Genomic DNA, 24,350 nt, shown 5'->3' on the forward strand with positions numbered 1-24,350 from the left:
TCAATCGCGGCTTGCTGAACGTCTGGCGTCGGGACGCTGGGCCGACGTCTCAACGATCCGCGAGGGTCAGTGCGCAACAGGCGATGTTCGTGCCGGTGACGGTGACTGGCGATCAAGCGTCGGTCCCAGGCTCGCCGCCAGATGTGGCCCACTTTGGCGTCGGTCGAATTGAGGTCGAGATTGCTGGCGCGCGCATGACGGTTATTGGCCCGATAGCACCAGAACTGGCGCAAGCGATGGTGGCGGCCTTGCGAGGTCGCCGGTGATCGGCGTTTCGCCGAGTGGCGTGAAGATCATGGTGGCAACGCAACCGGTCGACTTCCGGCGCGGCATGAATGGCCTTGTGGCGTTGGTGGCGTCAGCACTTATGGCCGATCCCTATTGTGGCGACGTGTTTGTGTTCCGCGCCAGGCGTCTGGATCGGCTTCGCTGCATTTACTGGGATGGGTCAGGCATGATCCTGGCGACGAAGTGGTTGGAAAGCGGAAAGTTTGTTTGGCCCCCGATCCGCGATGGTGCAATACAGATGAGTGCCCAGGAGTTCTCGCTTTTGCTGGCGGGCATTGACTGGACGCGGGTCAGGCGAAACGCGGTGAGACGCCCCTCAAAAACAGGCTGATCCTATTGGTTTTGCTTGAAAATTCAGGCTGATATGGTAGGGTCAGTCATGCTGCTTCGACCCGATCCCTTGCCCCAGGATGCTGCGCAATTGACCCGGATTATTCTCTCGCTCGACGAAGAGAATGCCGATCTCAAAGCGCGTGTTGCCTTCCTTGAGCGCCAGCTCTTCGGGACGAAGTCGGAGAAGATGACGATCATCGATCCGGCCCAGGCAACGCTCGACCTGGGCGATCTAAGCGATATTCCCGTTGCAGCCAATGACGATGCCGCACCGGTCGGTGAAGACAAAACACAGGCACGGCGGTCACCTGCCCGCAATATCGGCCGCTTGCCGAAGCATCTTCCGCGCCATGAAGAGATCATCGAGCCGGAGAGCAAGATTTGCCCCTGCTGTTCGTTCGAACTGCATTGCATCGGCACGGACGTCAGCGAGGCGCTCGACATCGTACCTGCTGTTGTCCGGGTCAAGCGGACGATCCGGCCGCGCTATGCATGCCGGGCCTGTGAGAGTGCCATCGTGCAAGCACCTGCACCGGCGCGGGTGATGGACGGTGGCATGGTGACCACGGCGTTTGCCGCGCATGTCGCTGTTTCGAAGTTTGCCTGGCATCTCCCGCTCAATCGCCAGGCACAGATGCTGGCCTCCTGTGGTGTCAGTATTGATCGTGGCACGCTTGGCACCTGGGTCACGCGGGTCGCCTGGTGGCTGGAGCTTCTCTATGACACGCTTACCGTTTTTATCCGCTCACAGCCGAGGGTGTTCTGTGACGAGACGCCGTTGCCGCAGCTCGATCCGGGGCGCAAACGAACCAAGGTCTGCCAGTTATGGGCGCAGGCGGTTGACGACCGTCCATGGAATGGTCCGGCACCACCGGCCGTGGCCTATATCTTTGCCGAAAGCCGCAGCGCCCGCGAGATCGAGGGACAATTGTCGTTGTTTACCGGCGTGCTTCAAGTCGATGGATACCAAGCCTATAAAACCATGGTCAAACGTCGGGGCAAAAGCAATGTCGCCCCCATGCGGCTGGCCTTCTGCCTTGCCCATGCTCGGCGCAAGTTTGTCGATGTCGTCAAGCTGACGGGCTCTTCGGAGGCTTTGTCGGTTCTTGCCAGGGTTGCGGAAATCTATCGGATTGAAGCAAAACTGCGCGGCGAAAGTGCCGATACCCGGCTCGTCGTGAGACGTCGCGAGGCCGCTCCAGTCATGAGAGAGCTGAAAGCCCATCTCACTGAACTGCGCGAGGAGGTGTCGGCGAAATCGGCGCTTGGCAAGGCCATCGGCTACACGCTCAACCATTGGAGCGGGTTGACAGCCTTCCTTGATGATGGCCGGGTCGAGGTGGACTCCAATGTCGTCGAGCGTTCAATGAAGTCCGTGGCCCTGACGAGGAAGAATTCGTTGTTCGTGGGCAACGAGCGGGGTGGAAAGTCCTTCGCGGTCATCGCATCGCTCGTCAATACTTGCAAATTGAATGGTGTGGATCCTGAGACCTGGCTTGCCGATGTGCTGGAGCGCATCATCTGCGGCAAAGTGAAAGCCACTGAAATGGAAAGCCTCCTGCCGTGGACCTGGAAGGCTGAGCGTGAAGCGATGATGCAGCAGGAGCGACGGGCGGCATGACGCACAACAGCCAGGAGATGACGGCACGTCCGAAGCTCGATGACGAGGCGTTCGAAGCCTTTATCAGGGGACGCCGTCCGGCATCGCCAATCTGGTCAATGAGCGGTCTCGATGGTTATCTTACGGCTCTGATCATTGGCCCAAAGTTCATTGACCCACGCAAATGGATCCCGGAACTGACCTGCCCGGACGCCCTGAACCTGCCGATGGAAACAACCGAACATCGGGCCGTGCAGACTATCGTTGCGGAATATAACCGTATCTCGACAAGCCTTTCCGAAACCCCGAAAGACCACCGGCCCAGGTTCACCAGGATCGATGACCAAACCTGTGATCCGTTCGATTGGGACGTCTGCTTTTTGCTGGCAACAGGATACGCGCCGAGACTTTGGCAGCCGGTTCTTCGCGGTCATGCCGTCACTGGCGATATCATTGCGCCAATTCGAAAGCTCGGAGAGACAAAACGCAAAGCCACCCGCAAGGACGTCACTGACGTCGCCGAAGCACTTGTCAATATCCGGACCTACTTTATGCCGAAGCGGGCAAAGCAGAAGTTCTGACTGACAGCCAAAACCCATTCCGTCAATCACGAAAGACGTGGGCTATTCGTTGCGCTCACAGACGTTCAAACTTTTGCGAAGAAGCAGAAGTTTTATTCTGGCATTCTATCGAGAATAGTTCCTGTGCGGCATCAGACAAAATATGGTGATAGCTTCCACCGGGTTGAGTTTATCAGTCAAAATCGGGAGGCTTCATTTATATTAGAATTTAATAATATACGCTTGGGTGGCTGGCTAAAATCACCCCCATGCAAAAGAATTTATTTGTTCAACTACAAGAACGCATAACATCTACACCTAAGCAAAAAAATATTGATAATAGTCTTACATGTTATCAATATTACACACATCGTGCGATTTCATATCAACAACCTGCCTTGGGCTGAACGACTTGTGATGGTTATGGAGATTTCAGTTTCGACCGACATGGTCGACGACAAGCTTCGCAATGAGTTTTGGCGAGCTGCAATCAAACCCATGTATGAAATAGTGACCGAGAACAAGAAGTACCAGTTTTCTGGAACTATTGCTGCTAGCGCGCTCGGCACTTTCCAGATCGGAACGACTTCCTTCAACACACAGAACTACTCACGCACACGCAAACTCATCGCAGAGGGTGGGCTCGATCACTATGTTCTGCAGCTTATTACGGGAGGCAATTTACGCGGCGATTTCAACGGGATCGATGTCGTGGCAAAACCCGGAGATATCATTACTATCGATCTGACACAGACCGTGGAAAGCCGGGCATCTGCCGGCTCACGCATCACAGTCACAATCCCCCGTAGTGACCTGGAGGGGATGGTAGGCTGGCGTAATTTGCACGGGCTTATCTTATCAGCAAATGCACCACTGACGCGTCTGCTTTTTGATTATCTCCATAGTTTGCAATCGTTGATTGGCAAACTGGGCAAGGCCGAAGCAAAATCAGCGCAGGAAGCAATGCTGACGCTGCTTGGCGCCGGCATCAACGGCGTTGACAGGGAAGAAATGCAGCGCCTTCCCGTCAATCTTCCCATGCGCAAAAGCATCCTCGCCTATATCGACGATAATCTGTTCAATCCTCTGCTGGGGCCAAATCTTATCGTCCAGAATCTTCGCGTCTCCCGCTCACGCCTTTACCGGACATTTGATACAGAGGGTGGTATTGCCACAATCATTCGTGAGAAGCGGCTCGATCATGCCTATCGCATTCTGGTCGGCGAGTGCAGCAGACACGTGTCATTCAAGGAAATCGCTTATCGCTGCGGATTTCATGACGGCGCACAGTTTACCAGAGCATTCAAAACTCGTTTTGGCATGTCGCCAAAGGAAGCTCGCGAGACAAAAGCCCCCCTGCTATCGTCAGATATGGGCAACTTCAATTATACGATACATCTTGCGGAAGAAGCCGCCAAACTCGGCGTTGTCAAACCGTAACCCATCAACCGGGGGAAAGACGGTCCAGAAAATCATCGCACCAGTGATTGACGTCGTGGGTGATCAGAAAAGCCATCATGCTTTCAAACCGTTCCTTGCGCTCGGCAAGCGGCATGGCAAGCGCGCGGGCCATGGCATAGGCCATCGCCTCGGTGTCATAGGGATTGACCAGAAGCGCGCCGTCGAGTTCCTGCGCGGCGCCAGCAAAACGGGACAGCACCAGCACGCCGGGATTTTCAGGGTCCTGTGCCGCGACATATTCCTTGGCGACAAGATTCATCCCGTCACGCAGCGGCGTGACCAGTCCGACAGCCGCCAGCCGATAAAGCCCGGCCAACACCTCGCGGTTCAGGGAACGGTTGATATAGCGTATCGGCGTCCAGTCGACCGTAGCGTTTGCACCGTTCACCCGACCGGCCAGTTCTGCCACGGCGCGTTGCATATCCTTGTATTCCGGCACTTCGGAGCGGGATTTCGGCGTGACCTGCAAAAAGGTGACCTTGCCGCGATTGCCGGGATCGACCTTCAGGAAATGCTCGAAAGCTTCCATGCGATTGGTGATGCCTTTGGAATAATCGAGCCGGTCGACGCCGATGATTAGATCGCGATCAAGCATGCTGCCACGCATGCGCTTTACGGTTGAATGACGTTGCGCCTTATCGGCTATCTTCGCGAAGGACGCCGTCTCGATACCGATACCGAAGCGCTCGGCACGAAACTGGTGCCCGAACGCTTCGAACAATCCGTCATCATTGAGCGGCTTGCCGATCTTCTCTCGCCGCAGGCAGCCGATGAAGTTATCGACATCGTTCTCGGTCTGGAAGCCCACCACATCATAGGATGCGAGGCCGCGCATGATGGTCTCATGCACGGGTAGCGTGAACAGGATATCGGCAGGCGGCCAGGGAATATGCAGGAAGAAGCCGATGCGGTTGGTGACACCGAGATTGCGCAGTTCGGCCGCCAGCGGAATGAGATGATAGTCGTGGACCCAAATCACATCATCCGGCTCGATCATCGGCAGAAGATGCTTTGCAAACAGGCGATTGACCCGGAAATATCCGGCCATGTCCTTGCGCGTGTAATCGATCAGATCCAGGCGATAGTGACAAAGCGGCCAGAGCATGCGGTTGGCGAAGCCGGCATAATATTCATCGATATCCTTCTTGTGGAGATCGAGCAGCGCGTAGCGAATGGAGCCCACATCCCGGATCGCCAGTTCCTGCACCTGGCGATTGGGAAGGGTCCTGCCGGACCACCCGAGCCATATGCCACCACGTTCGCTGAGCGCGGCCTGCAATGCCACCGCCAGGCCACCCGCAGGAGCCTTGCCCTGTTCGTCAGGCAAGGGAACACGATTGGAGACCACGATCAGCCGACCCATATATCAAATCCTCTCATTGTTTTGCTTGTTCATCGCCACAAAGGCGGGATAGCCAGAGACGAAGCTCTGCCGGGTTCGCCAACCGCGTGGCGCCCGGACGGTCGATTGCGCGACCGATCACGACCGCAGTGCCATCCAGTTCGTCTGCAGCGTCAAGCATCGATAAATCTGTCAGATCGTCACCGAATGCGATCGGTGCCCTACCCGCAAACGGCTCTTCCTTCATGAAGCGGCGCAAGGCCACGCCCTTGTCGCTGATCGCCGGGCGCAACTCGAAAACCATCTTGCCCGACTGCACGACCCAGCCCGGCCCGGCGAGCTTCAGTGCCTTCCCGACGAGATCATGCGCCAGATCGGCTTTTTCTGGCGCGGAGCGATAATGAAGGGCAACCGCACTACCCTTGTCTTCGGCGAGAAAGCCGCTGACGCGAAGTGCAGCCTGTCGTAGAAAATCCTTCGCAATCAAAAAATGTTCGCCGGGCTCGATCAGCTCAACCAACCCGGATGCGTGCCGGAATTCGGCACCATGCAACGCGGCTATGGGGCCGCGATAATCGGGAAAGCGTTCTTCGATGAACGCAATTGCCCGGCCCGTGACCAGCGCCATTGCACCGGACAGCCGGTCGGAAATGAGCGAAAGCGATTTTTGCAGACCAACTGGAACGATAACACCATCCGGACTGGCGGCGATATCGAGCAGGGTACCGTCCACATCGAAGAAAAGGGCATGTTTTTGAAAGTCGATGACCGGCATACCGATCTGATCGGTTGCCGGGTCCTGTTCCTTGCTGGGCATGTTAAGGCAAACATCCGCGACGGCGAATGGTTCCCGAATAAATTCTACCCGCTCCTATTCCCCACCAGTCAGGCGGCCCTACGTGCGCCCATAGACATCATCGAAACGCACAATGTCGTCTTCGCCCAGATATTCGCCGCTTTGCACCTCGATCAGCACGAGCGGCAGAATGCCCGGATTTTCCAGCCGGTGGCGGAAACCGCAAGGAATATAGGTCGACTGGTTGGTCGTGAGCAGAATCTCGCGGTCGCCATTGGTGACCTTTGCGGTGCCGGAAACGACGATCCAGTGTTCGGAACGGTGGTGATGCGCCTGAAGGCTCAAGCGCCGTCCTGGCTTCACTTCGATCCGCTTGATCTTGAAGCCATCCCCTTCCTCGAGAACCGTATAAGTGCCCCATGGACGATGCGCAGTGCGGTGAAGCTTGGCCGCTTCATGACCGCTTGCCCGCAGCTTGTTGAAGACCTTTCGCACTTCCTGCGCCTTGTCGCGATGCGCCACAAGCAAAGCATCCGGTGTGTCCACGACAAGCAGATCGTGAACGCCGACGAGGCTGACGAGCCGGGTTTCGGACAAGACAAAGCTGTCGGTCGTGTCTTCTATAACCGTTTCGCCGCGCAGACGGTTACCCTCACCGTCCGGCGCGATGAGATCCGCCATCGCGGCCCAGGACCCGATATCAGACCAGCCGCAAGACACTGGAATGCAGGCAATATTTTCGGCCTTTTCCATGATCGCGTAATCGATGGAAATCGCAGGAGCCGTCGCAAAATCATCCTTTGCGATTTCGATGGTCCTGGTCTCACCGTTGACGCCACGTCGGGCATGTTCGAGCGAAGCCTGCACGGAATGGAAGATTTCCGGCGCGAAATGCTGCATTGCTGCGAGCATGGTTCCGGCTGTGAAACAGAACATGCCTGAATTCCAGAAGTAACGGCCGCTTTCGACATAGGCCTGCGCGGTTTGTGCGTCAGGCTTTTCGACGAAGCGTAGCACGTCGGTGCCTTCGGCCTCGATATAACCGAACCCGGTTTCCGGATGATCCGGGACGATACCGAAGGTGACGATACGGCCGCTTTCAGCCATCTGCCGGGCCTTTGATACGGCCTCCGCAAATGCCGCCTCGTCCTCAATCAGATGATCGGCGGGCATGACAAGCAATGTCGCATCCAGGCCGTAAGTCGCTGCGGCATGGAGCGCGGCAACGGCAACTGCGGGTGCTGTATCGCGCCCGAGCGGCTCCAGCAGAAACACGTTGTCGACCTTGGGCGCCTTGGCATCGGCATAGACATCAAGCGTCAGAAACAGGAAATCGCGGTTGGTCACGGTGAGGATATGGTCCACACCGTCGAGCTGAGCCGCACGCTTGTAGGTCTTGCCGATCAAGGTGCTGCCATCGGGCAGTTCGATGAAGGGCTTCGGATGCGCATCGCGCGAAAGCGGCCACAATCTGGAACCGGAACCGCCGCTGATAATGACAGGAATAAAGCTCATTGCTCAGTTGTCCTTCGTTGCGTTGCCGGCGATGGCAAGTCCCGTTTCCAGAAGCTTCGCTGCCTGGCTCTCATCTGAAGCTTCCACATAGCATCGCAGTTCCGGCGCATTGCCAGAAGCGCGATAATGAATTGCATTACCGGAATGGAAGAAGAGTTTCACGCCGTCAATCGTTTCGGAGCGGACAATCGGATCGTCAATCTGAAACAGTGCACTTCGCGTCGCCTCATTCTTCAACAAGGACAAAAACGCGAGGCTCTTTTCCTGCGGGACGTTCTGCAGCCTGTCGCTCAGCGCAACACGGAAATGGAAGCGGGCTGCGATTTCGGACAATGGCTTGCCAAGCTCCTTGACGGAACCAAGACTGCTGAGAATTGGCAGCAACGCATCGCGGGTCGAAAGCGCAGTCAATGTGCGATTGTCCCGGCTGATATCCGTGCCCAGCAACACACCGCCATTGGCCTCAAAGCCGACCACCGCTGATATGCCCGAGGCGATGACCTGCGCCATGCCTTCGATGACATAGGGCGACCCCACCCGTGTTCTGATGACGCGCTCGAAATTTTCTTCAAGAGCGGAGTTGGACGTCACCGGCGTCACAATCGTTTTGACGCCAAGCCAGTCGGCAGTGATCGCCCCCACCAGATCGCCCCGAACGAAGCGGCCCTTCTCATCCGCGATCAACGGGCGGTCGGCATCACCATCCGTGGAAACAATGGCGTCAAAGCGGCTTTCCTTCGCCCACTGGTCGAGAAGTTCGATATCCTCGGAGCGCAAAGCTTCCGTATCGACTGGCACAAATACATCGGATCGACCGAGCGGTACGGCTTCTGCGCCAAGCTCGGTGAGGATACGGATAATGAGATCACGCGCCACAGACGAATGCTGATAGACCCCGACGCGCAAGCCGCGAAGGCTCTCAAGTCCGACAAAATCAACATAACGCTTCACATAGCGGTCGATTGCATCACTGCTAAGGGGCACATCATGCAGATGACGAAAGGCATGATTTTCTGGCAGAGCGGCATAGATCGCGCTGATGGCGCTCTCGTCATTCTTGTCGATTTCTCCGTCATTGCGATAGAACTTAAGCCCGTTGCGGTCGTCCGGAATATGGCTGCCCGTAACCATGATGCATGGCGCTTGCTGCGAAATCGCAAAGTGGCTCAAAGCCGGGGTTGGCAGAACACCGCAATCGACCGGCTGAAACCCCGCATCCTCGATTGCCGCCATGCAAAGTGCTGCAATAGCCGGACTGGATGGGCGAAGGTCTTGACCAACGAAAACCTTGTCGCCCTTCTGCAGCTTTCCAGCTTTCAACAGCATTTCAACGAAAGCAAGAGAATAGGCATAAGCGGGCAAACCATTCAGTTCGTTCGCCAATCCCCTCAGACCGCTTGTGCCAAATTTAAGGGATGTGCCGCTCATGCTTTCCGCCAGTTCTTTTCCAATGTCAAAGAAGTAACGCCCGCAAGCGCCCCCCAGCTCAAAAGTTTTATCATCTTATAACGTGAACCTGAAAACTATGATCCCCACAATGGTGCAATCATATGCACCTTATTGTGGGTCATAATCCGTATAGGCAGGCAATTTCAAATCCTTAACGCAGTCTGCGTTAATAATTGCTGTGGAGTTTGGCACGTTGTTCTAATCGCGATGGAATTGACGCGCTCTTAAGTACTGAAATGGGCCGCGTGATCTTGCCCACCGGGACGCCTGGATTCCCAGCCAGACCAAATTCCTCAATGATTTCAATAAATCAATTTTTCACATTCGCCAATTGTGTCATAGATTTGTGCTACAGTTGATGCACGGCGTCAAGCCTACCCGCTTACAACCACCTCTTACTGACACTCGAAACATAAGTTACAGCAACCGGTTCCCACGCGTAAACGTCGGGCACATTTGTCAGAGCTAGCCTAGGCACCAATTGCTGATTAAACCGGTAACTCTATTGGTCGAGCCAATGTATCTGCCAGGTTTGCGCACCAAAAGCCTGTGCGGCAGCCAGTCCTACTTCGGAATCCTCGAGTACAAGACAGTCTTCTGGACAAACATGGAGCAAAGCAGCAGCTTTTATGAATGGTTCCGGCGATGGCTTTGACGCGGTAGTGTCATCACTTGTGACAATAATAGAAAATAGGCAATCGAGTTTTTTCTCAGCAAGCAGCGGCGTCACTGATGCCCTCGATGCAGCCGTTACCAATGCAATGGGAACCGTTTTATGAAGCTGACGCAGTACTGCGACCAGCAGCTTGTTGACACGCACGAGATCAAACAATGTGGGGTAAATCTCACGTTTGCGCCGCGCAATTCCTTCATGCAAATCTGGATGTAACGGTAAGACCTGCTTCAGCATTGGCCTCCAGGCCAGCTTACCCACACTGCTCGTCAGATCTGCGCTGGAATATGCAATACCCGTCTCACCGAGCGCCTGACGATAAGCCGCCAGATTTGCTGCATGGGTATCCACGAGCGTGCCATCGAGATCGACGAGAACCGCCCGCATCACGATAACTCTCCCGGATAACGCCGCTCAAAATTACGCAACAGCAAGCACAGACATCCAAAAAATGCGAGTCCGGCTTCCCGACTATGGCGTAATTGATAAGGGATCAAACGCAGATAATTAATCCACTCATGAATAAAGACCTGCTTCATGCCATCTTCGCCGAGATCGGCGGTCAATTGATCTATTGCTTCGTTGAACAGCGCGTCATACTGGAATGACCGATGAACCCCAACCGTCAGTTGGCCATCGGAATAACTGGCTTTAGGCCGCTTATGCAGCGCCTCATAACCGAGATGCAGCGACTGCATGATCTTAGCGTAATCAATCAATGGCGACTGAAACCCATTCACCGGATTAGGGTCGATCAAGAACCAGCTCTCAGGTTTTCGACCACCGGAGCTGTCTGGCAGCAACATGATATTCTCAATCGTCAGATCACCATGAATGACGGATTGTCGCCGGTCGCTGAGCTTTCTCACAAACCAGTTCATATCCTCAAAGATTGAGAGAGCAAAAGTATCGAATGGCTCACCATTCAATAGAATTATCTCGTCCGAAATAATATCCTGAAATTCTTCTTTTATTACATTGAAGTTCCCGAGCACTTTCGCACGTATATATGCCTCTATATCCGCATCTTCCGCCGATGCAATTTCCGTTGAACGGTGGAAATCCCTCATCTTGGCTATAACATTTCCTAGTAAACTCTTAGAAGCCTCAAGAGAACTGGCATGAATACCTTCGTACATATCCAGACTTCCGGCAATATATTCCATATCATACAGGAAATCGGCGCCATTCTTCTGGGATGACAGAATCTTAACCAACGGCAAGCCTGTACTATTGTCCTGCAGCCAGTCGCGCTGCACAGTCATTTTCGCACCCACTTCGCCTGTTGCGAATTTGCGCACTCTCAGTTGGCCGTCAACCTCGACCAATGCAGTCACCGCACCCGAACCACCCTGAAATAGCCGATGAAGGCGCACATCATCCAGACCGCGATCCTCGAAATTTGCCAGAAGATCGTTCGTTCCGGCAAACCGCCGGTTCAAAAAGGCGACATATTGTTGTTCAGACCAGAAGCTGGAGCGTAGAGAATTTCGCTCCTCAGCGGCGAAATACTCCATCGCGGTCAGCGAACGCAGCAATGTCCGTGACCGCGCAAGAATATCAACCTCCCATAATGCGACGCAAATTACTAAAATCGCTATCGGGGCCAGCAAATAGATGAGTATCCACCCCCTCGTTTCCCCGAAACCCGGAGCCCAACTCAGGCTCAAGGCACTGGAATAAACCTCGAGAAATGCTTCGAAAAAACCTATTGACAGAAAGTGCCCTAACAACAATAGCGACACGATATAGCAAGCCCACATGGCGAGGGTAAGCATCCAGAACCGGAGGCTTTTGATGAGCCGACCATCAACAATGAGATGAGTCACTGAATAGAAAAAATGCAGAATTGCTGATTTCAGACTATCGTTGAATATGGCTGCAACAAAATAGACAATACTCTTCGCCAGCCAAGTGTAGTGAATGAACAACACGACAGCTATGCACGCGACAAACAACAAAATCGTCGTAATGACGAATATCGCATCGCCATAAATAAAAAACACTATCAATCCAATGACTGAAACGACAAGAAGATCAACGATGCGTTCCGCTATCACGGTGGCGAATATTGACGAGAAACGTTGTCGAGCCATGTAGGACAGAAACGCGCTGCGCGTAATCTCGCCAAGCCGGAAAGGCAGGATCGCGTTGATCAGATATCCCACACTTAGTGCAGCAAGAGCTGGCACTGTCCTAGTATAAATATCATCCTGCAAGAGAATGACACGCCAACGGATTGAACGTAGGATATGTGCGATCAGAAGAAAGACGACGGCGATAGCGAAATAAAATATGGACTGCGTTGTAATCATGGTCACGAACCATAGAGCTCAGGGAGTTGGCCGACTGCGGTTCGGAACTCTTCAGGCGTTCCAAAAGCGACATGTCGCAACAGGTCAAAACCCTGGACCTTTTTAGTAGCGGCGACCATAGTGTTATAGACGCCGCTGATGAACAATTCGGGATATGGACAATCTTCCTGATAGATCTTTGCAGCCGTCTCAAGTATCTCCCGGTTCTTGAAGCCATAGATGCCAGCTATCGCACGATCACTGATAACCTTCTTTTCGGCAGTTTGGAGCAACCATCCGGCGGAATCATATTGCGCGTAAGAGAAATGGGGCGCTGTGGAATGAAAATGCGAAAGAAAACCATCTGCACCGTTGGACAGAGCTGAACAGGCCGCTTTAATCTGCGGATAGACAAAGGCATGATCACAGTCATTGATGATGACATGTGCTTGGCTGGCAACATCTTGCAGGCCCAACAACGCTGTCTCCAGTGCTCCGGAAGTGAGCTGCGGTACAATATGGACAATGGCTTGAGGAAACCGTTCAATGACGGCCTTATCGATAGAAAAATGCTCGACATGCTCATGAAGCACCACATAGATCAGCTGAGCCTCCGGTAATACATCAACGATGCCGCGCGTGGCCCAATAGAAAAAAGGCCGCTCATGCAGCTCTATCAAGGGCTTCGGAAGAGTTTCTCCCTCAGCGGCAAAGCGGGAGCCGCGCCCAGCCATAGGCATAATCATTGCAACCGGATCAGACATCAATCACCTGCCATCCATAATTATTAACAGCTTTGCTCCGATGATCACGCTTCAGAAAACTGCGTCGCTGAAACAGTGCTGACAAGGCAATCTTCAGCGTTTGAATGGATTGGCGGACCATCTTCACATTGGAAATCTGATCGTCCTCGCGCCAACTGATAGGCTCAAACAGAAGCTGATCACCACTGATCGCCTGCGCGCAAACCATGACGCAATTGAAGGTCAAATTGTCTGGATAATTCTGAAATGACTTATCTTTCAGAGAACTCACCCGATAGAGGTTCAGCCCGGCTCCAAGATCCCTGATTGGGCGAAACACGCATAAACTATAGAGAAGATTAAAGAGGTGATTGCCGAAAATTCTGAAGCGTGAATAACCCGGCGTTTGCGATCCCGACATGAATCGGCTACCCAACACCGCATCCTCGCGCAGAGAATCGCGCTGTAGCAAGACGCTGCGAAAATCGGCGACACTACCCTGATCATCGCCGTGCAGAACCACAAGCCAATCATACCCCTCTTGAACAGCATATTGAAAAGCAACCTTATGCGATCCGCCGAGCCCATAATTCTCATTATTGAGCAACAACTGAACATAGTTGTCGCCACGAGCCCTGATGTGATCTGCCACTACTTCACCCGTGCGATCCGTGCTTCGGTTGTTCACGACAATCACCCGGCCTACAACTGACTGGCACCATTCGGCTTCGACCTGCGCCAGAACACGGCCGATCTGCTTTTCACAATTATAAGCGGGAATGAACAATAGAACTCGTGAACTCACGCCCACCTCCTGTTAGATAGCCAGCGCGAAGTAACAAAATTGCACAACAACGAGAAAGGCGTCACGATAAGTTTGGCAAACAGCGCTGAGGTTGAATAGTTCAACACATTCAATGAAACCAGCTGATGCGTGATGAACTGAATGATGAGTGCCCAGACTAGAATGTTGGCCTCTGTATAAATTAGATAATAAAGCGTCGAGCGTCCGAGCGATTCACGCGATGCGAAAATAAACAGCTTCGACGCTATGAACACAGCCATAGCTGCGATGGTGGCACTGATGAAATTCGCCGAACCAGCAGACATACCTGCAACAGAAACAAGCAAGCCAAATATGGCAAAATCGCACAACCAGCCCAGGCCCGAGAAGATAATGAATTTGACGGCCTGCACACTCAGCTCCAACGGGATACTGCCTAAATTAATGAACCTTGTTACTCCTAGACAATAAATATAATGATGTAAATTGATTGGATTAATAAACTCACTGGATCAGCTCATCCAACTCCGCATAACGCAGGTCTCTCGCCTAAATATCTCACAAACGATTACAGTATGAACCGTACCGGGTTTGCCGGAGGCCATTTATTTTAAGAGCCTGAATCATAATGAATGTAACGATATCAGGCTCTTGCGATGCGCCGGGTGAGCAGGCGGATGTTTGCGATGTAGACCCAGGCTTCAGCAGACGCGACGGTTTTCTCGAAATCTTTGGCCAATCTACGGCAACGTCCCAGCCATGCAAACGTCCGCTCGACCACCCATCGGCGTGGTAAGAGTTTGAAGCCCTCAGCGTGATCGGATCGTTTGACGATTTCCAGCGTAAATTTTCCGACCTTTTCCAACCTGTTTTTGAGCTTGGGTCCTGCGTATCCACCATCAGCAAAGATATGCCGTAACCACGGCCAGCGTTTGAGGATGGTTTTCAAGACATCAGGTGCACCATCTCTGTCTTGAATACCCGCAGAATGGATCACCAGACCAACCATCAAGCCGAGGGTATCAACCACAATATGACGCTTGCGACCGTTGATCTTTTTTCCCGCGTCAAAGCCCCGTATTCCGCCACTTTCCGTGGATTTTACTGACTGGCTATCGATCACGCCAGCGGTAGGGCTGGGCTGCTTTCCAGTCAACTCGCGTGCTGCCATCACGAGCGCGTTGTTGATCATGCGCAGCATCCCTTCATCTCGCCATCGATAGAAATATTTTTGAACCGTGGAAAATGGTGGGAAGTTCGTTGGCAAAAGCCGCCATGCACCACCTGATGAAGCAATATAAAGCAGCGCATTTACCACCTCACGCAAATCTGTCTTGCGAGGCCGCCCAAGACGGCTCGGTGCAGGCATCATCGGTTCGATGACAGTCCATTCCGCATCCGTTAAATCGCTTGCATAGCGCGCGTTGCGTCGTCCATATTGTTGCCGAGCGGTTGCAGTCCAGGCCATCATGATCTCCATCGAATGTAAGCAATCCGATTGAATCATAACCGACTGAAATCGCTCAATCCTTTTTGGAACAGGCTCTCATAAGTCGAGCCACAGTGAAGCGGGCGACATCGAACCCCTCACGCTTCAATTGCCGCCAGACCTTGCGAACGCCATAAACGCAGAAGTTTTGCTCGAAGACACGACGTATCTCGATCTTCAGGCTGATATCGTTGCGGGTGCGGACCGACAGCCGGTTGATGTCCAGGCGCGTGGCGACGTTCTCGTAGTAGGTTGACGGGGCAATCGGCAATAATCTGCAGATCGGCTCGACCCCAAACACGCTACGGTATTCGTCAATGAATGAAATCATCGTTTGAAGGGGCGGTCGAGCTCCGCCTGGGCAAAATAAGCAGACGCTTTGCGCAATATCTCATTGGCCTGACGAAGCTCGCGATTCTCTCGCTCAAGAGCCTTCATCTTCTCGGCGACATCGCTCGGCAGGCCTGCTCGTTTACCAGTGTTGACCTCGGTCTTCTTCACCCACTCATGCAGGGTGGCTGGCGAACAACCAATCTTGGTAGCGATTGATGAAACGGCAGCCCACCGAGAAGGGTGCTCTGCTTCGTGATCCAGCACCATACGGATGGCACGTTCACGCACTTCAGGTGAAAACTTGTTCGTTGTTTTGCTCATAGTGGCCCCAATCTCTCAGAAGTTGGAGCCTCCGGCAAACCCGGTACGGTTCAAATATCAACATCATTGCACATCCAATTAAAACATATAATTCACCCTCCATACATAGCTCTATCAATGTGCTATACGATTACCTACAATTGCGACTCAAACCAATTGAATTAAACTGATAGCCAAATGGACAACATGACCGAACGACCGAACAAAAAAAAAACAGATGTCATCATTCACGTTCTGTTCGCGGCTCTCTTGGTATACTCGATACTTCCTATCGCCTTTTTTGGAACAACTGCCAGTGAGGGTTTCGAATATGCCACCACAAACTCGATCAACTCGCACTATGGTTCTGCGGTCTTCGATAAAAATGGATATAATTACGAGACCAGACCAGGAGAATTTATACTATACAGAGCAACAAATAATATCTTAAATATTGATTCCCTTCGCATAGGATCATTATATTCATTAGTATTTTATCTGATATCACTTTTTTCGGTAATGACCATATCGTATAATATGAAATTATGTCATCCTATTTTCTCTGGAATATCTTTTCTACTTCTATTTGACTACACGGCAAGTTCATCTCAAGTTTCATCAAGCAATATATCAACAAGCGTTCTCATCTTTGGAATTTGTATATTATCCTCTTTTTTTCGAAAAGGAGGAGCCATTCTGTTCATATCTGGCGTGTTTATTTCTGCCCTTGCCACGCTCTTTAGAATTGATCTTGTTTTTATTCTCCCAGTTGCTGGATTAGCCCCCCTCTGCTTCAATGGAATCACTATTCGATCAATGCGAGTGGGTATCTTTATAATTGCTTCCAGCTATATTGTTTCTTTTTCATTATATAATTTCATTGGGGTTAATATACTAGACGTATTACTAAGTAATGGTGGAAAAATTGACCTATTTCAGAATTGGGCGATTAATCAGATTATTGCTACTCTATTCCCATTCTTATTGCCGATGGCATTGATTGGCACGCTATTGGATGCATATAGTTCTGGACGAGAACATTGGACACGCTCACTCGCGCGAGCTGGGTTTTTTATCGGTCCATCCATACTGCTGGCATTTATCTATAGTGGACGAATGGATACCCCACGATTCCTAGTCCCAGCGATGCCATTCTTGGCCCTCGCAGGAGGAATTAGTGTTTCAGCATTCTGGGCAACGCTTGCAAGAACATGGTTAACTGCTGCGGTAGCGCTCTGTATGCTCGCAGCAACGATCACCATCACATGGATAGCTCGAACTCCAAACTACGTATGGGACGGATATCGGTTTAAGTATGCAACGTACGCCACCCCCATAAAGACTCTGTTACTCAAAAGACAACTCAATGATGCCGACAAACAACTAAACAATTTTGCACAAGAGTTTCGCGATCAAGACTCACTCTTCATCGCCGCCAGCTGGCGCCTTTACAATGCTCAACAGCGTTTTCTAATACTGAACAACTGGACTGAACAAGGCTCGAGACAATTAGCTAACCTTCCGACTTCCTCCCCAAACATTGGGTGTCTCTTGTATGTAAAAGAGACCCAAAAGTTAGAGCTTTGCCTCGCCGAACTAGGAAGAGAGTACAAAAGTTATCAACAAGCTGAAGAGATATTAATTCGGCTTTCGGAAACGTATTCGAATATCTATCTGCTTACCAGCCCTGAGCTCATTAAGAATAATCCCGCCCTACAATCACGAACGAATACCATATTGGAATCAATCAACTCAGACTGGGATCATTACACAATGTTATTGCTACACGTGAATTAGGTAGAACAGTTACGATAATCCCCCCCCCATTTTAGTGGGATTTTACTCGATTGCGTTTGACGTCATACAATCCATACTGCGTGTGTCAATTCGGCTATCCGTATAGACAGTCGGGTTGATAGCTTTATTCCACTGTTACCGACTTCGCGAGATTACGCGGCTGATCTACATCCGTCCCCATGAGGACCGCTGTATGATACGCGAACATCTGGATCGGCAGAGCGTAGACAAGCGGTGTGATGAATTCCGGCACATCCGGCAGAACGATGGTCGCCATCGTATCGACGCTGGCGTTTTGCGCACCCTTTTTGTCGGTGATGAGAATAATGCGCCCGCCACGTGCCGCCACTTCCTGCATGTTGGAAACGGTCTTTTCATAGAGACGATCAGACGGTGCGATGACGATGACCGGCATGGTTTCATCGATCAACGCAATTGGGCCGTGCTTCAACTCACCGGCAGCATAGCCTTCAGCGTGGATATAGGAAATTTCCTTGAGCTTGAGCGCGCCTTCCATCGCCAACGGAAAGGACGTACCGCGACCGAGGTAAAGCACATGATTGACCTTGGCCAGTTCATGACAAACGGCGGCAATCTGGTCCTCAATTTTCAGAACCTGATTGATGAAGCGTGGCGCTTCGGAAAGCTGGCGCACCAGTTCCTGCTCCCGCTTGTCGTCAATTGCGCCACGCGATTTCGCAGCCGCAATTGCAAGCGAGGCCATGGCCGAAAGCTGGCAGGTAAAGGCTTTGGTGGAGGCAACGCCAATTTCCGGCCCCGCAAGAGACGGGAAAATAGCATCGGATTCGCGCGCGATGGTCGAGCCGGTCACATTGACCACCGAAGCAATCTTCAGGCCCTCAGCCTTGCAATAACGCAGCGATGCCAGCGTATCTGCCGTTTCGCCCGACTGCGACACAAACATCGCCAGTGAATCCTTCGACAGCGGCATTTCACGGTAACGGAATTCCGACGCGATATCGCTATCGACCGGCAGGCGAGCAATCTGCTCGAACCAGTATTTTGCAACCGTCGCCGCATAATAGGCCGTACCGCAGGCCGAAATCGTCAGGCGGTCGATCTGGCTGAAATCGATCCCGATTGCGTCCTGACGCACCTTGCCAGTCGTAAAATCGAGATAGTTGGCGAGCGTATGGGAGATCACCTCCGGCTGCTCGAACATCTCTTTTTGCATGAAATGGCGATAATTGCCCTTCGACACCAGCATATTGGTGCCTTGTGACTTCTGCGCAGGACGCTCAACCGGATTGTTGTTCTCGTCATAGATGGTGACGCCCTTGCGGGTCAGCACAGCCCAGTCGCCATCTTCCAGATAGGCGATCGTATCGGTGAAAGGCGCGAGTGCGATCGCATCGGAACCGAGGAACATTTCGCAGTCGCCATAGCCAACGGCAAGCGGCGGTCCCTGACGTGCGCCGATCAGCAATTCCTCATCGCCATCAAACAGGAAAGCAAGCGCAAACGCGCCTTTCAGATGCGGCAGGCAATCGCGCACGGCCTCGACCGGCGACTTGCCCTTTTCCAGTTCGCGCGTCACCAGATGGGCGACGGCTTCCGTGTCGGTTTCCGTTTCGAACTTGCGGCCTTCTGCTTCCAGCATGGTGCGCAATTCGGAGAAATTTTCGATAATGCCATTATGAACCACGGCAAGGCGCTTGGTGATATGCGGATGCGCATTGCGCTCCACAGGCTTGCCATGGGTTGCCCAGCGGGTATGGCCGATACCGATGACGCCCGGAAGCGGTTCAGCAGCCAGACGCTTTTCCAGATTAACGAGTTTGCCCTCGGCGCGGCGGCGGTCAAGCCTGCCATTTTGCAATGTGGCGATACCGGCGGAATCGTAACCGCGATATTCAAGCCGCTTCAATGCATCCACAAGGCGTGGAGCGACCTGCTCATTTCCAATAATGCCAATAATACCGCACATAGGCTACTCCGATAAATGCCATCGTTTTCAATTCATGGATCGGATTTAGTGCCAATCGACCATAGTCGCAATCAAGTAATTGTGTGTATTTTGAAACTGTGGGTAAACGACTCATTTGCGAGCAGATAGCGGAAAGCCCTACCCGATGTATTTGTGTCGCAGTGGTTTCCTCGAAACAAGAGGTAGATTGGCAAAAAACTGAAACCTAGCAATTTCACTATATTAATCTGGTCACAACATCGCGTAGTGACGACTGCCAATGCGGTGCGGACCAGTTGAACACCTGCTGGAATTTGGCAGTCGAGAGGCGGGAGTTGGCAGGGCGTACCGCTTTGGTCGGATAATCGGCTGTCGTAATATCCGTAACAGTCGAGGTTGATCCGCCGAGCGTGGCACTTTCATTAAATACTGCCCGCGCAAAGCCACTCCAGTTTGTGTCGCCCGTACCAACCAAATGATAAACACCATAAGCTGAGAAGTCTGGCGTAACCTCTAAATGATCCGCCACATGGATAATTGCGTCAGCGATATCAAGAGCACTGGTCGGATTGCCCCATTGGTCGGAAACAACCGATAGAGCATCTTGCGTCTCTGCGAGCTTCAACATCGTCTTGACGAAATTCTTGCCAAAGGGGCTATAGACCCACGCCGTCCGCATAATGATGTGTTGCGGATTGAATTGTGCAACCAGACGCTCGCCTTCAAGCTTGGAGCTTCCATAGACACCGCGAGGTCCGGTAGCATCCGTTTCAACGTACGGTTCGTCGGCGTCGCCCGCAAAAACATAATCCGTCGACAGATGGATGACCGGAGCACCGCAGACCCTCGCGGCATCGGCAACTGCTTCAGCTCCAGTGGCATTCGCCGCAAACGCAAGTTCCTTTTCATCCTCGGCCAAATCCACGGCCGTGTATGCGGCGGCGGACACGACGAGGTCGGGTTTAATCGCCGCGATGGCACTATGCACTGTGTCCGGCTTTGCCAGATCCAGTTCCGGGCGACCCAACGCAATCACCTCCAGATCGGAACGTTGAACTGCCTTCTCAAGAAGGCTCTGAACAACCTGCCCTTCCCGCCCAGTCACAAGGATTTTCATGCCTTGGTCCCTTTTGCTGACGTGCTGCCCAGACGTTCACCAGCATATGTACCGCTGCGGATCGGCCCCCACCACCATGCATTATCGAGATACCATTGAATGGTTTTTTCCAATCCCGTATCGAAGCTTTCCTGCGGCTTCCAGCCCAATTCACGCTCGATCTTCGAAGCGTCAATCGCATAACGGCGGTCATGACCGGGTCGATCTGTCACGAAGGTTATCAGATCAGCATAACTCTTTCCGTTTGCCCGAGGCCGCTTCTTGTCGAGAATGGAACAGATCGTTTCAACGACACTCAGATTGGTACGCTCTGCGCGCCCACCGATATTGTAGCTTTCGCCCAGCTTACCAGTGGTCGCCACCAATGCCAGAGCACGAGCATGATCCTCAACATAGAGCCAGTCACGGACATTTGCCCCTGCCCCATAAACCGGCAGCGGCTTTTCATCGAGCGCGTTAAGAATGACGAGAGGGATCAACTTTTCCGGAAAATGGAACGGTCCGTAATTGTTCGAGCAATTGGTGAGCACGACCGGCAGGCCATAGGTCTCATACCAAGCCCGCACCAGATGATCTGAGGCAGCCTTCGAAGCCGAATAAGGCGAAGACGGCTGATACGGGGTTTCTTCGGTGAAGATTCCGCTATCGAAAGGCAGATCGCCAAACACTTCATCCGTCGAAATGTGGTGGAAACGGAAACTCGATTTGCGCGGTTCCGGTAACTCTCGCCAGTAAGCAAGTGCCGCATTGAGCAAACGGAACGTTCCGACGATATTCGTCTCGATGAATGCACCCGGACCATCGATTGAACGGTCTACGTGGCTTTCCGCCGCCAAATGCATGACCACATCGATTTCGTGGGCGCGCAATGCTTCCAGAACGCTCGTGTCGTCACATATATCGGTCTGGAGAAAACTGTAATTCGGGTGGTTTTCGATCTGACGTAGAGACGCCAGATTACCTGCATAGGTCAGCTTATCAAGGTTGACTACATTGACCTTCGGATCATCAGCGAGATGTCTACAGACGGCCGAACCAATAAACCCTGCTCCACCGGTAACGAGAATATTCATATCATTTCCTCAAGCAAAAACTTCTGCGTCAGCAAAAAGTGGGGCCTTCTGATCCTTGTCAGAAAGCTGGACGCCTGAAGAAGGAAGTGGCCATTCAATACCGATAGCCGGATCGTCAAAACGGATCGAGCGATCATGCTCCAGGGAATAGTAATCCGTGACCTTGTAGACAACCTCGGTGTTTTCAACGAGTGTCATGAAACCGTGCGCGAAGCCCTTGGGCACAAGAATCTGGTTCCACTTTTCGGCGGAAACTTCCAGCGCGACCCACTTCCCGAATGTTGGCGAACTTCTACGAATATCCACCGCAACATCCAGAATTGCACCACGCATAACACGCACCAGTTTGTCCTGTGCAAATGGTGGCAACTGATAGTGAAGCCCGCGCACAACACCCTTTGCCGCAGAATAGGAGTGATTGTCCTGAACGAAATTTAGATCTATACTGGCTTCTGCAAGTGATTTTGCATTATAGGTTTCGGAAAAAAAACCGCGATCATCACTGAACTTTTGCGGAACTATCTCAAAAACGCCGTCTAAAGCTAACGAACGGGCTTCCATCAATCTTTCCCCAATTCATCAACACGTCGGCGCAGATAAGCTGCATATTCAGTTTTTCCAAGTTTAGCTGCTCGCTTAAGCAAAGCTTCACTGCTCAGCCAACCTTTATCCAGTCCAATTTCCTCTGGGCAGGCGATCTTGATGCCTTGGCGCTTTTCAATCGTTTGCACAAAGGAGGACGCTTCATGCAGGCTGTCATGGGTACCTGTATCCAGCCAGGCATATCCGCGACCGAAGCGCTGAACATTTAACTGACCACGTTCGAGATAGACATTATTGACTGTGGTAATTTCAAGCTCACCACGAGCCGACGGCTTGATCGAACGTGCAATATCGACGACTTGATTGTCATAAAAGTAAAGACCTGTGACAGCCCAATGTGATTTCGGCCTTTCCGGCTTCTCTTCAATGGATATTGCCCGACCAGTCTTGCTATCAAATTCCACCACGCCATAGCGCTGCGGGTCATCCACGCGATAGGCAAAAACAGTACCGCCCGTCAATGAACGAGATGAGAGTTGTGATAATTTGGAGAGACCGTCCCCAAAGTAGATATTATCACCAAGAATCATCGCCACACTGTCGTTACCGATAAACTCTCCACCAATTATGAATGCTTCCGCCAAACCGTTAGGATGTTCCTGTTCGGCGTAAGAAAAACTTATTCCGAATTCGCTTCCATCACCAAGCAGTTTCTGGAAAAGTGGCAGATCATGTGGTGTCGAAATGATGAGAATCTCTCGAATGTCTGCCAACATCAAGACACTCAGCGGATAATAGATCATTGGCTTGTCATAGACAGGTAAAATCTGCTTGGAGACTGCTATTGTTAGAGGGTACAGCCTGGTGCCACTGCCGCCGGCGAGAATAATTCCCTTCATACGAATTCACTTCCTAACATCTTATTTTTATGTCTTCGTTCATATAGATTCACAGTTAATTGGGAAAATGGCTTCGTTATGACACCCCGAAAATACCGATGACGCAAATTAAACTTCGTAGTGACCAAACTTTTCCAAGCTGTCCCTTTTTGGCTTACAAGCCCCATCTTGCTGAGTAAACTGAGAATAAAAATAATGCTCAATTCTGATTTATCTGCCGATCAACAAACCAATGTGCAACCGTTGCTGACGGCCTCCATTGTTACGTACAATCCCAATCTTGTCGAATTGGAGAAAACATTGAGTAGCCTGAAAACAGCGCTCGACGGGTTAACAGGCGGAGAGTATTTTATCACCATTGTAGACAACTCATCAAGTACTGAGGTTGCCAAATTTCTTGACCGTAAATATCCAGATTTCCCTATTAAATTAGTCCATGGACAAGGTAATATCGGCTTTGGTCGAGCTCATAATATTTCTATTCAACAGAGAGGAGAATTCCATCTCATCCTCAACCCGGACATTCAGTTAAGTCCAGATGCTCTAGTCAATGCATTAGCTTTCATGAGAGCGAATGAAAACTGCGGGCTGTTGAGTCCATTTGCAGTTTGGCCAAATGGGCAAAGGCAATACCTGTGCAAGCGCTACCCGACAGTCTTCGATTTATTCCTGCGAGGCTTTGCACCTCAAAGCGTGAGAAAGCTCTTCACTGCACGCTTAGCGCGATATGAGATGCAGGCTGAAACAAAAAATTCCGTCTATTGGAACCCGCCTATAGTAAGCGGGTGCTTCATGCTTTTTAGAGGTAGTAATTTAAAGAATACGGGCGGATTTAGTGATAATTTCTTTTTGTATTTTGAGGATTTTGACCTTTCATTAAGGTCGGGTAAATTTGCCGATACGGCATACGTGCCCACTGTTCGAGTCACCCATGGTGGCGGGCATGCCGCAAAGAAGGGAATCTGGCATATAAAAGTTTTCATTCAGTCAGCAATTAAATTTTTCAGTATGCATGGCCTAAAACTTTTTTAAAC

Annotated in this window: 21 protein-coding genes, 2 pseudogenes and 1 other annotated feature; of the genes and pseudogenes, 7 read left to right on the forward strand and 16 right to left on the reverse strand. The window is 51.8% G+C overall.

The features are described 5' to 3' along the window. From CES86_RS00345 to CES86_RS00365, 5 genes and pseudogenes are all read left to right on the forward strand, one after another. Nucleotides 1-266 (forward strand): annotated as a pseudogene (locus tag CES86_RS00345) (IS66-like element accessory protein TnpA); the annotation flags it as partial. Next, nucleotides 263-619, forward strand: coding sequence for an IS66 family insertion sequence element accessory protein TnpB (tnpB, locus tag CES86_RS00350; protein ID WP_012092503.1), 357 nt, complete (start codon nucleotides 263-265; stop codon nucleotides 617-619). The pseudogene CES86_RS00345 and the gene tnpB, both read left to right, overlap by 4 nt. A 48-nt stretch (nucleotides 620-667) precedes the next feature. Continuing rightward, a complete protein-coding gene (tnpC, locus tag CES86_RS00355; protein WP_094513227.1) occupies nucleotides 668-2,242 on the forward strand; it encodes an IS66 family transposase in 1,575 nt (524 codons plus the stop codon). Then, nucleotides 2,239-2,802, forward strand: a complete 564-nt coding sequence (locus CES86_RS00360; RefSeq protein ID WP_094513228.1) for a UPF0149 family protein — start codon at nucleotides 2,239-2,241, stop codon at nucleotides 2,800-2,802. The genes tnpC and CES86_RS00360 overlap by 4 nt, the downstream gene beginning before the upstream one ends. A 396-nt stretch (nucleotides 2,803-3,198) precedes the next feature. Continuing rightward, entirely contained in the window at nucleotides 3,199-4,221 is a 1,023-nt protein-coding gene (locus tag CES86_RS00365) for a helix-turn-helix domain-containing protein (protein WP_094513230.1), read from the forward strand. A gap of 4 nt (nucleotides 4,222-4,225) precedes the next feature. Here CES86_RS00365 and otsA read toward each other — a convergent pair whose 3' ends face one another. The 11 genes and pseudogenes from otsA to CES86_RS00420 all read right to left on the reverse strand — a co-directional run. After that, complete coding sequence (otsA, locus tag CES86_RS00370; RefSeq protein WP_094513231.1) at nucleotides 4,226-5,605, reverse strand: alpha,alpha-trehalose-phosphate synthase (UDP-forming); 1,380 nt, start codon at nucleotides 5,603-5,605, stop codon at nucleotides 4,226-4,228. Nucleotides 5,606-5,618: 13 nt separating this feature from the next. After that, nucleotides 5,619-6,401, reverse strand: coding sequence for a trehalose-phosphatase (gene otsB, locus CES86_RS00375; RefSeq protein ID WP_094513232.1), 783 nt, complete (start codon nucleotides 6,399-6,401; stop codon nucleotides 5,619-5,621). Nucleotides 6,402-6,479: 78 nt separating this feature from the next. Next, entirely contained in the window at nucleotides 6,480-7,895 is a 1,416-nt protein-coding gene (locus CES86_RS00380; protein WP_094513234.1) for a mannose-1-phosphate guanylyltransferase/mannose-6-phosphate isomerase, read from the reverse strand. Between the two features lie 3 nt (nucleotides 7,896-7,898). Further along, nucleotides 7,899-9,323 (reverse strand): phosphomannomutase, encoded by a 1,425-nt coding sequence (locus CES86_RS00385; protein ID WP_094513235.1) that lies wholly within the window; start codon nucleotides 9,321-9,323, stop codon nucleotides 7,899-7,901. A gap of 523 nt (nucleotides 9,324-9,846) precedes the next feature. Next, on the reverse strand, nucleotides 9,847-10,404 hold the full coding sequence (locus CES86_RS00390; RefSeq protein WP_094513237.1) for an HAD family hydrolase: 558 nt from the start codon (nucleotides 10,402-10,404) through the stop codon (nucleotides 9,847-9,849). Further along, a complete protein-coding gene (locus CES86_RS00395) occupies nucleotides 10,404-12,332 on the reverse strand; it encodes a lysylphosphatidylglycerol synthase transmembrane domain-containing protein (RefSeq protein WP_094513238.1) in 1,929 nt (642 codons plus the stop codon). Before CES86_RS00395 ends, CES86_RS00390 begins: the two co-directional genes overlap by 1 nt. Before the next feature lie 2 nt (nucleotides 12,333-12,334). Beyond that, nucleotides 12,335-13,075 (reverse strand): glycosyltransferase family protein, encoded by a 741-nt coding sequence (locus CES86_RS00400; protein ID WP_094513239.1) that lies wholly within the window; start codon nucleotides 13,073-13,075, stop codon nucleotides 12,335-12,337. Then, on the reverse strand, nucleotides 13,068-13,859 hold the full coding sequence (locus CES86_RS00405) for a glycosyltransferase family 2 protein (protein WP_094513241.1): 792 nt from the start codon (nucleotides 13,857-13,859) through the stop codon (nucleotides 13,068-13,070). Before CES86_RS00405 ends, CES86_RS00400 begins: the two co-directional genes overlap by 8 nt. Continuing rightward, entirely contained in the window at nucleotides 13,856-14,251 is a 396-nt protein-coding gene (locus CES86_RS00410; protein ID WP_167387073.1) for a GtrA family protein, read from the reverse strand. Before CES86_RS00410 ends, CES86_RS00405 begins: the two co-directional genes overlap by 4 nt. 230 nt (nucleotides 14,252-14,481) lie before the next feature. Then, entirely contained in the window at nucleotides 14,482-15,306 is an 825-nt protein-coding gene (locus CES86_RS00415) for an IS5 family transposase (protein ID WP_208617810.1), read from the reverse strand. Nucleotides 15,307-15,382: 76 nt separating this feature from the next. Then, a pseudogene (locus CES86_RS00420) lies at nucleotides 15,383-15,981 on the reverse strand (IS3 family transposase); the annotation flags it as partial. Continuing rightward, nucleotides 15,584-15,700: a sequence feature (AL1L pseudoknot), on the reverse strand. It overlaps the preceding pseudogene by 117 nt. A gap of 177 nt (nucleotides 15,982-16,158) precedes the next feature. Between CES86_RS00420 and CES86_RS00425 the strand changes: the two are divergent. Beyond that, nucleotides 16,159-17,757 (forward strand): hypothetical protein, encoded by a 1,599-nt coding sequence (locus CES86_RS00425; protein WP_143851050.1) that lies wholly within the window; start codon nucleotides 16,159-16,161, stop codon nucleotides 17,755-17,757. Nucleotides 17,758-17,881: 124 nt separating this feature from the next. On the opposite strand, the gene glmS is transcribed toward CES86_RS00425, so the two are convergent. From glmS to rfbA, 5 genes are all read right to left on the reverse strand, one after another. Further along, complete coding sequence (gene glmS, locus CES86_RS00430; RefSeq protein WP_094513247.1) at nucleotides 17,882-19,705, reverse strand: glutamine--fructose-6-phosphate transaminase (isomerizing); 1,824 nt, start codon at nucleotides 19,703-19,705, stop codon at nucleotides 17,882-17,884. 217 nt (nucleotides 19,706-19,922) lie between these two features. Beyond that, nucleotides 19,923-20,801, reverse strand: a complete 879-nt coding sequence (rfbD, locus tag CES86_RS00435; protein ID WP_094513248.1) for a dTDP-4-dehydrorhamnose reductase — start codon at nucleotides 20,799-20,801, stop codon at nucleotides 19,923-19,925. Next, nucleotides 20,798-21,874, reverse strand: coding sequence for a dTDP-glucose 4,6-dehydratase (gene rfbB, locus CES86_RS00440; protein ID WP_094513250.1), 1,077 nt, complete (start codon nucleotides 21,872-21,874; stop codon nucleotides 20,798-20,800). The genes rfbD and rfbB overlap by 4 nt, the downstream gene beginning before the upstream one ends. A gap of 9 nt (nucleotides 21,875-21,883) precedes the next feature. After that, the gene (rfbC, locus tag CES86_RS00445; protein ID WP_192802339.1) at nucleotides 21,884-22,435 is read right to left on the reverse strand and encodes a dTDP-4-dehydrorhamnose 3,5-epimerase; all 552 of its coding nucleotides are present in this window, start codon (nucleotides 22,433-22,435) and stop codon (nucleotides 21,884-21,886) included. After that, the gene (rfbA, locus tag CES86_RS00450; RefSeq protein ID WP_094513253.1) at nucleotides 22,435-23,316 is read right to left on the reverse strand and encodes a glucose-1-phosphate thymidylyltransferase RfbA; all 882 of its coding nucleotides are present in this window, start codon (nucleotides 23,314-23,316) and stop codon (nucleotides 22,435-22,437) included. Before rfbA ends, rfbC begins: the two co-directional genes overlap by 1 nt. A 195-nt stretch (nucleotides 23,317-23,511) precedes the next feature. Here rfbA and CES86_RS00455 point away from each other — a divergent pair, with 195 nt between their 5' ends. Next, nucleotides 23,512-24,348, forward strand: coding sequence for a glycosyltransferase (locus tag CES86_RS00455; RefSeq protein WP_094513254.1), 837 nt, complete (start codon nucleotides 23,512-23,514; stop codon nucleotides 24,346-24,348). Nucleotides 24,349-24,350 lie beyond the last annotated feature (2 nt).

Origin of the sequence: Brucella lupini (genome assembly GCF_002252535.1) — a bacterium.
Lineage (GTDB): Bacteria > Pseudomonadota > Alphaproteobacteria > Rhizobiales > Rhizobiaceae > Brucella > Brucella anthropi.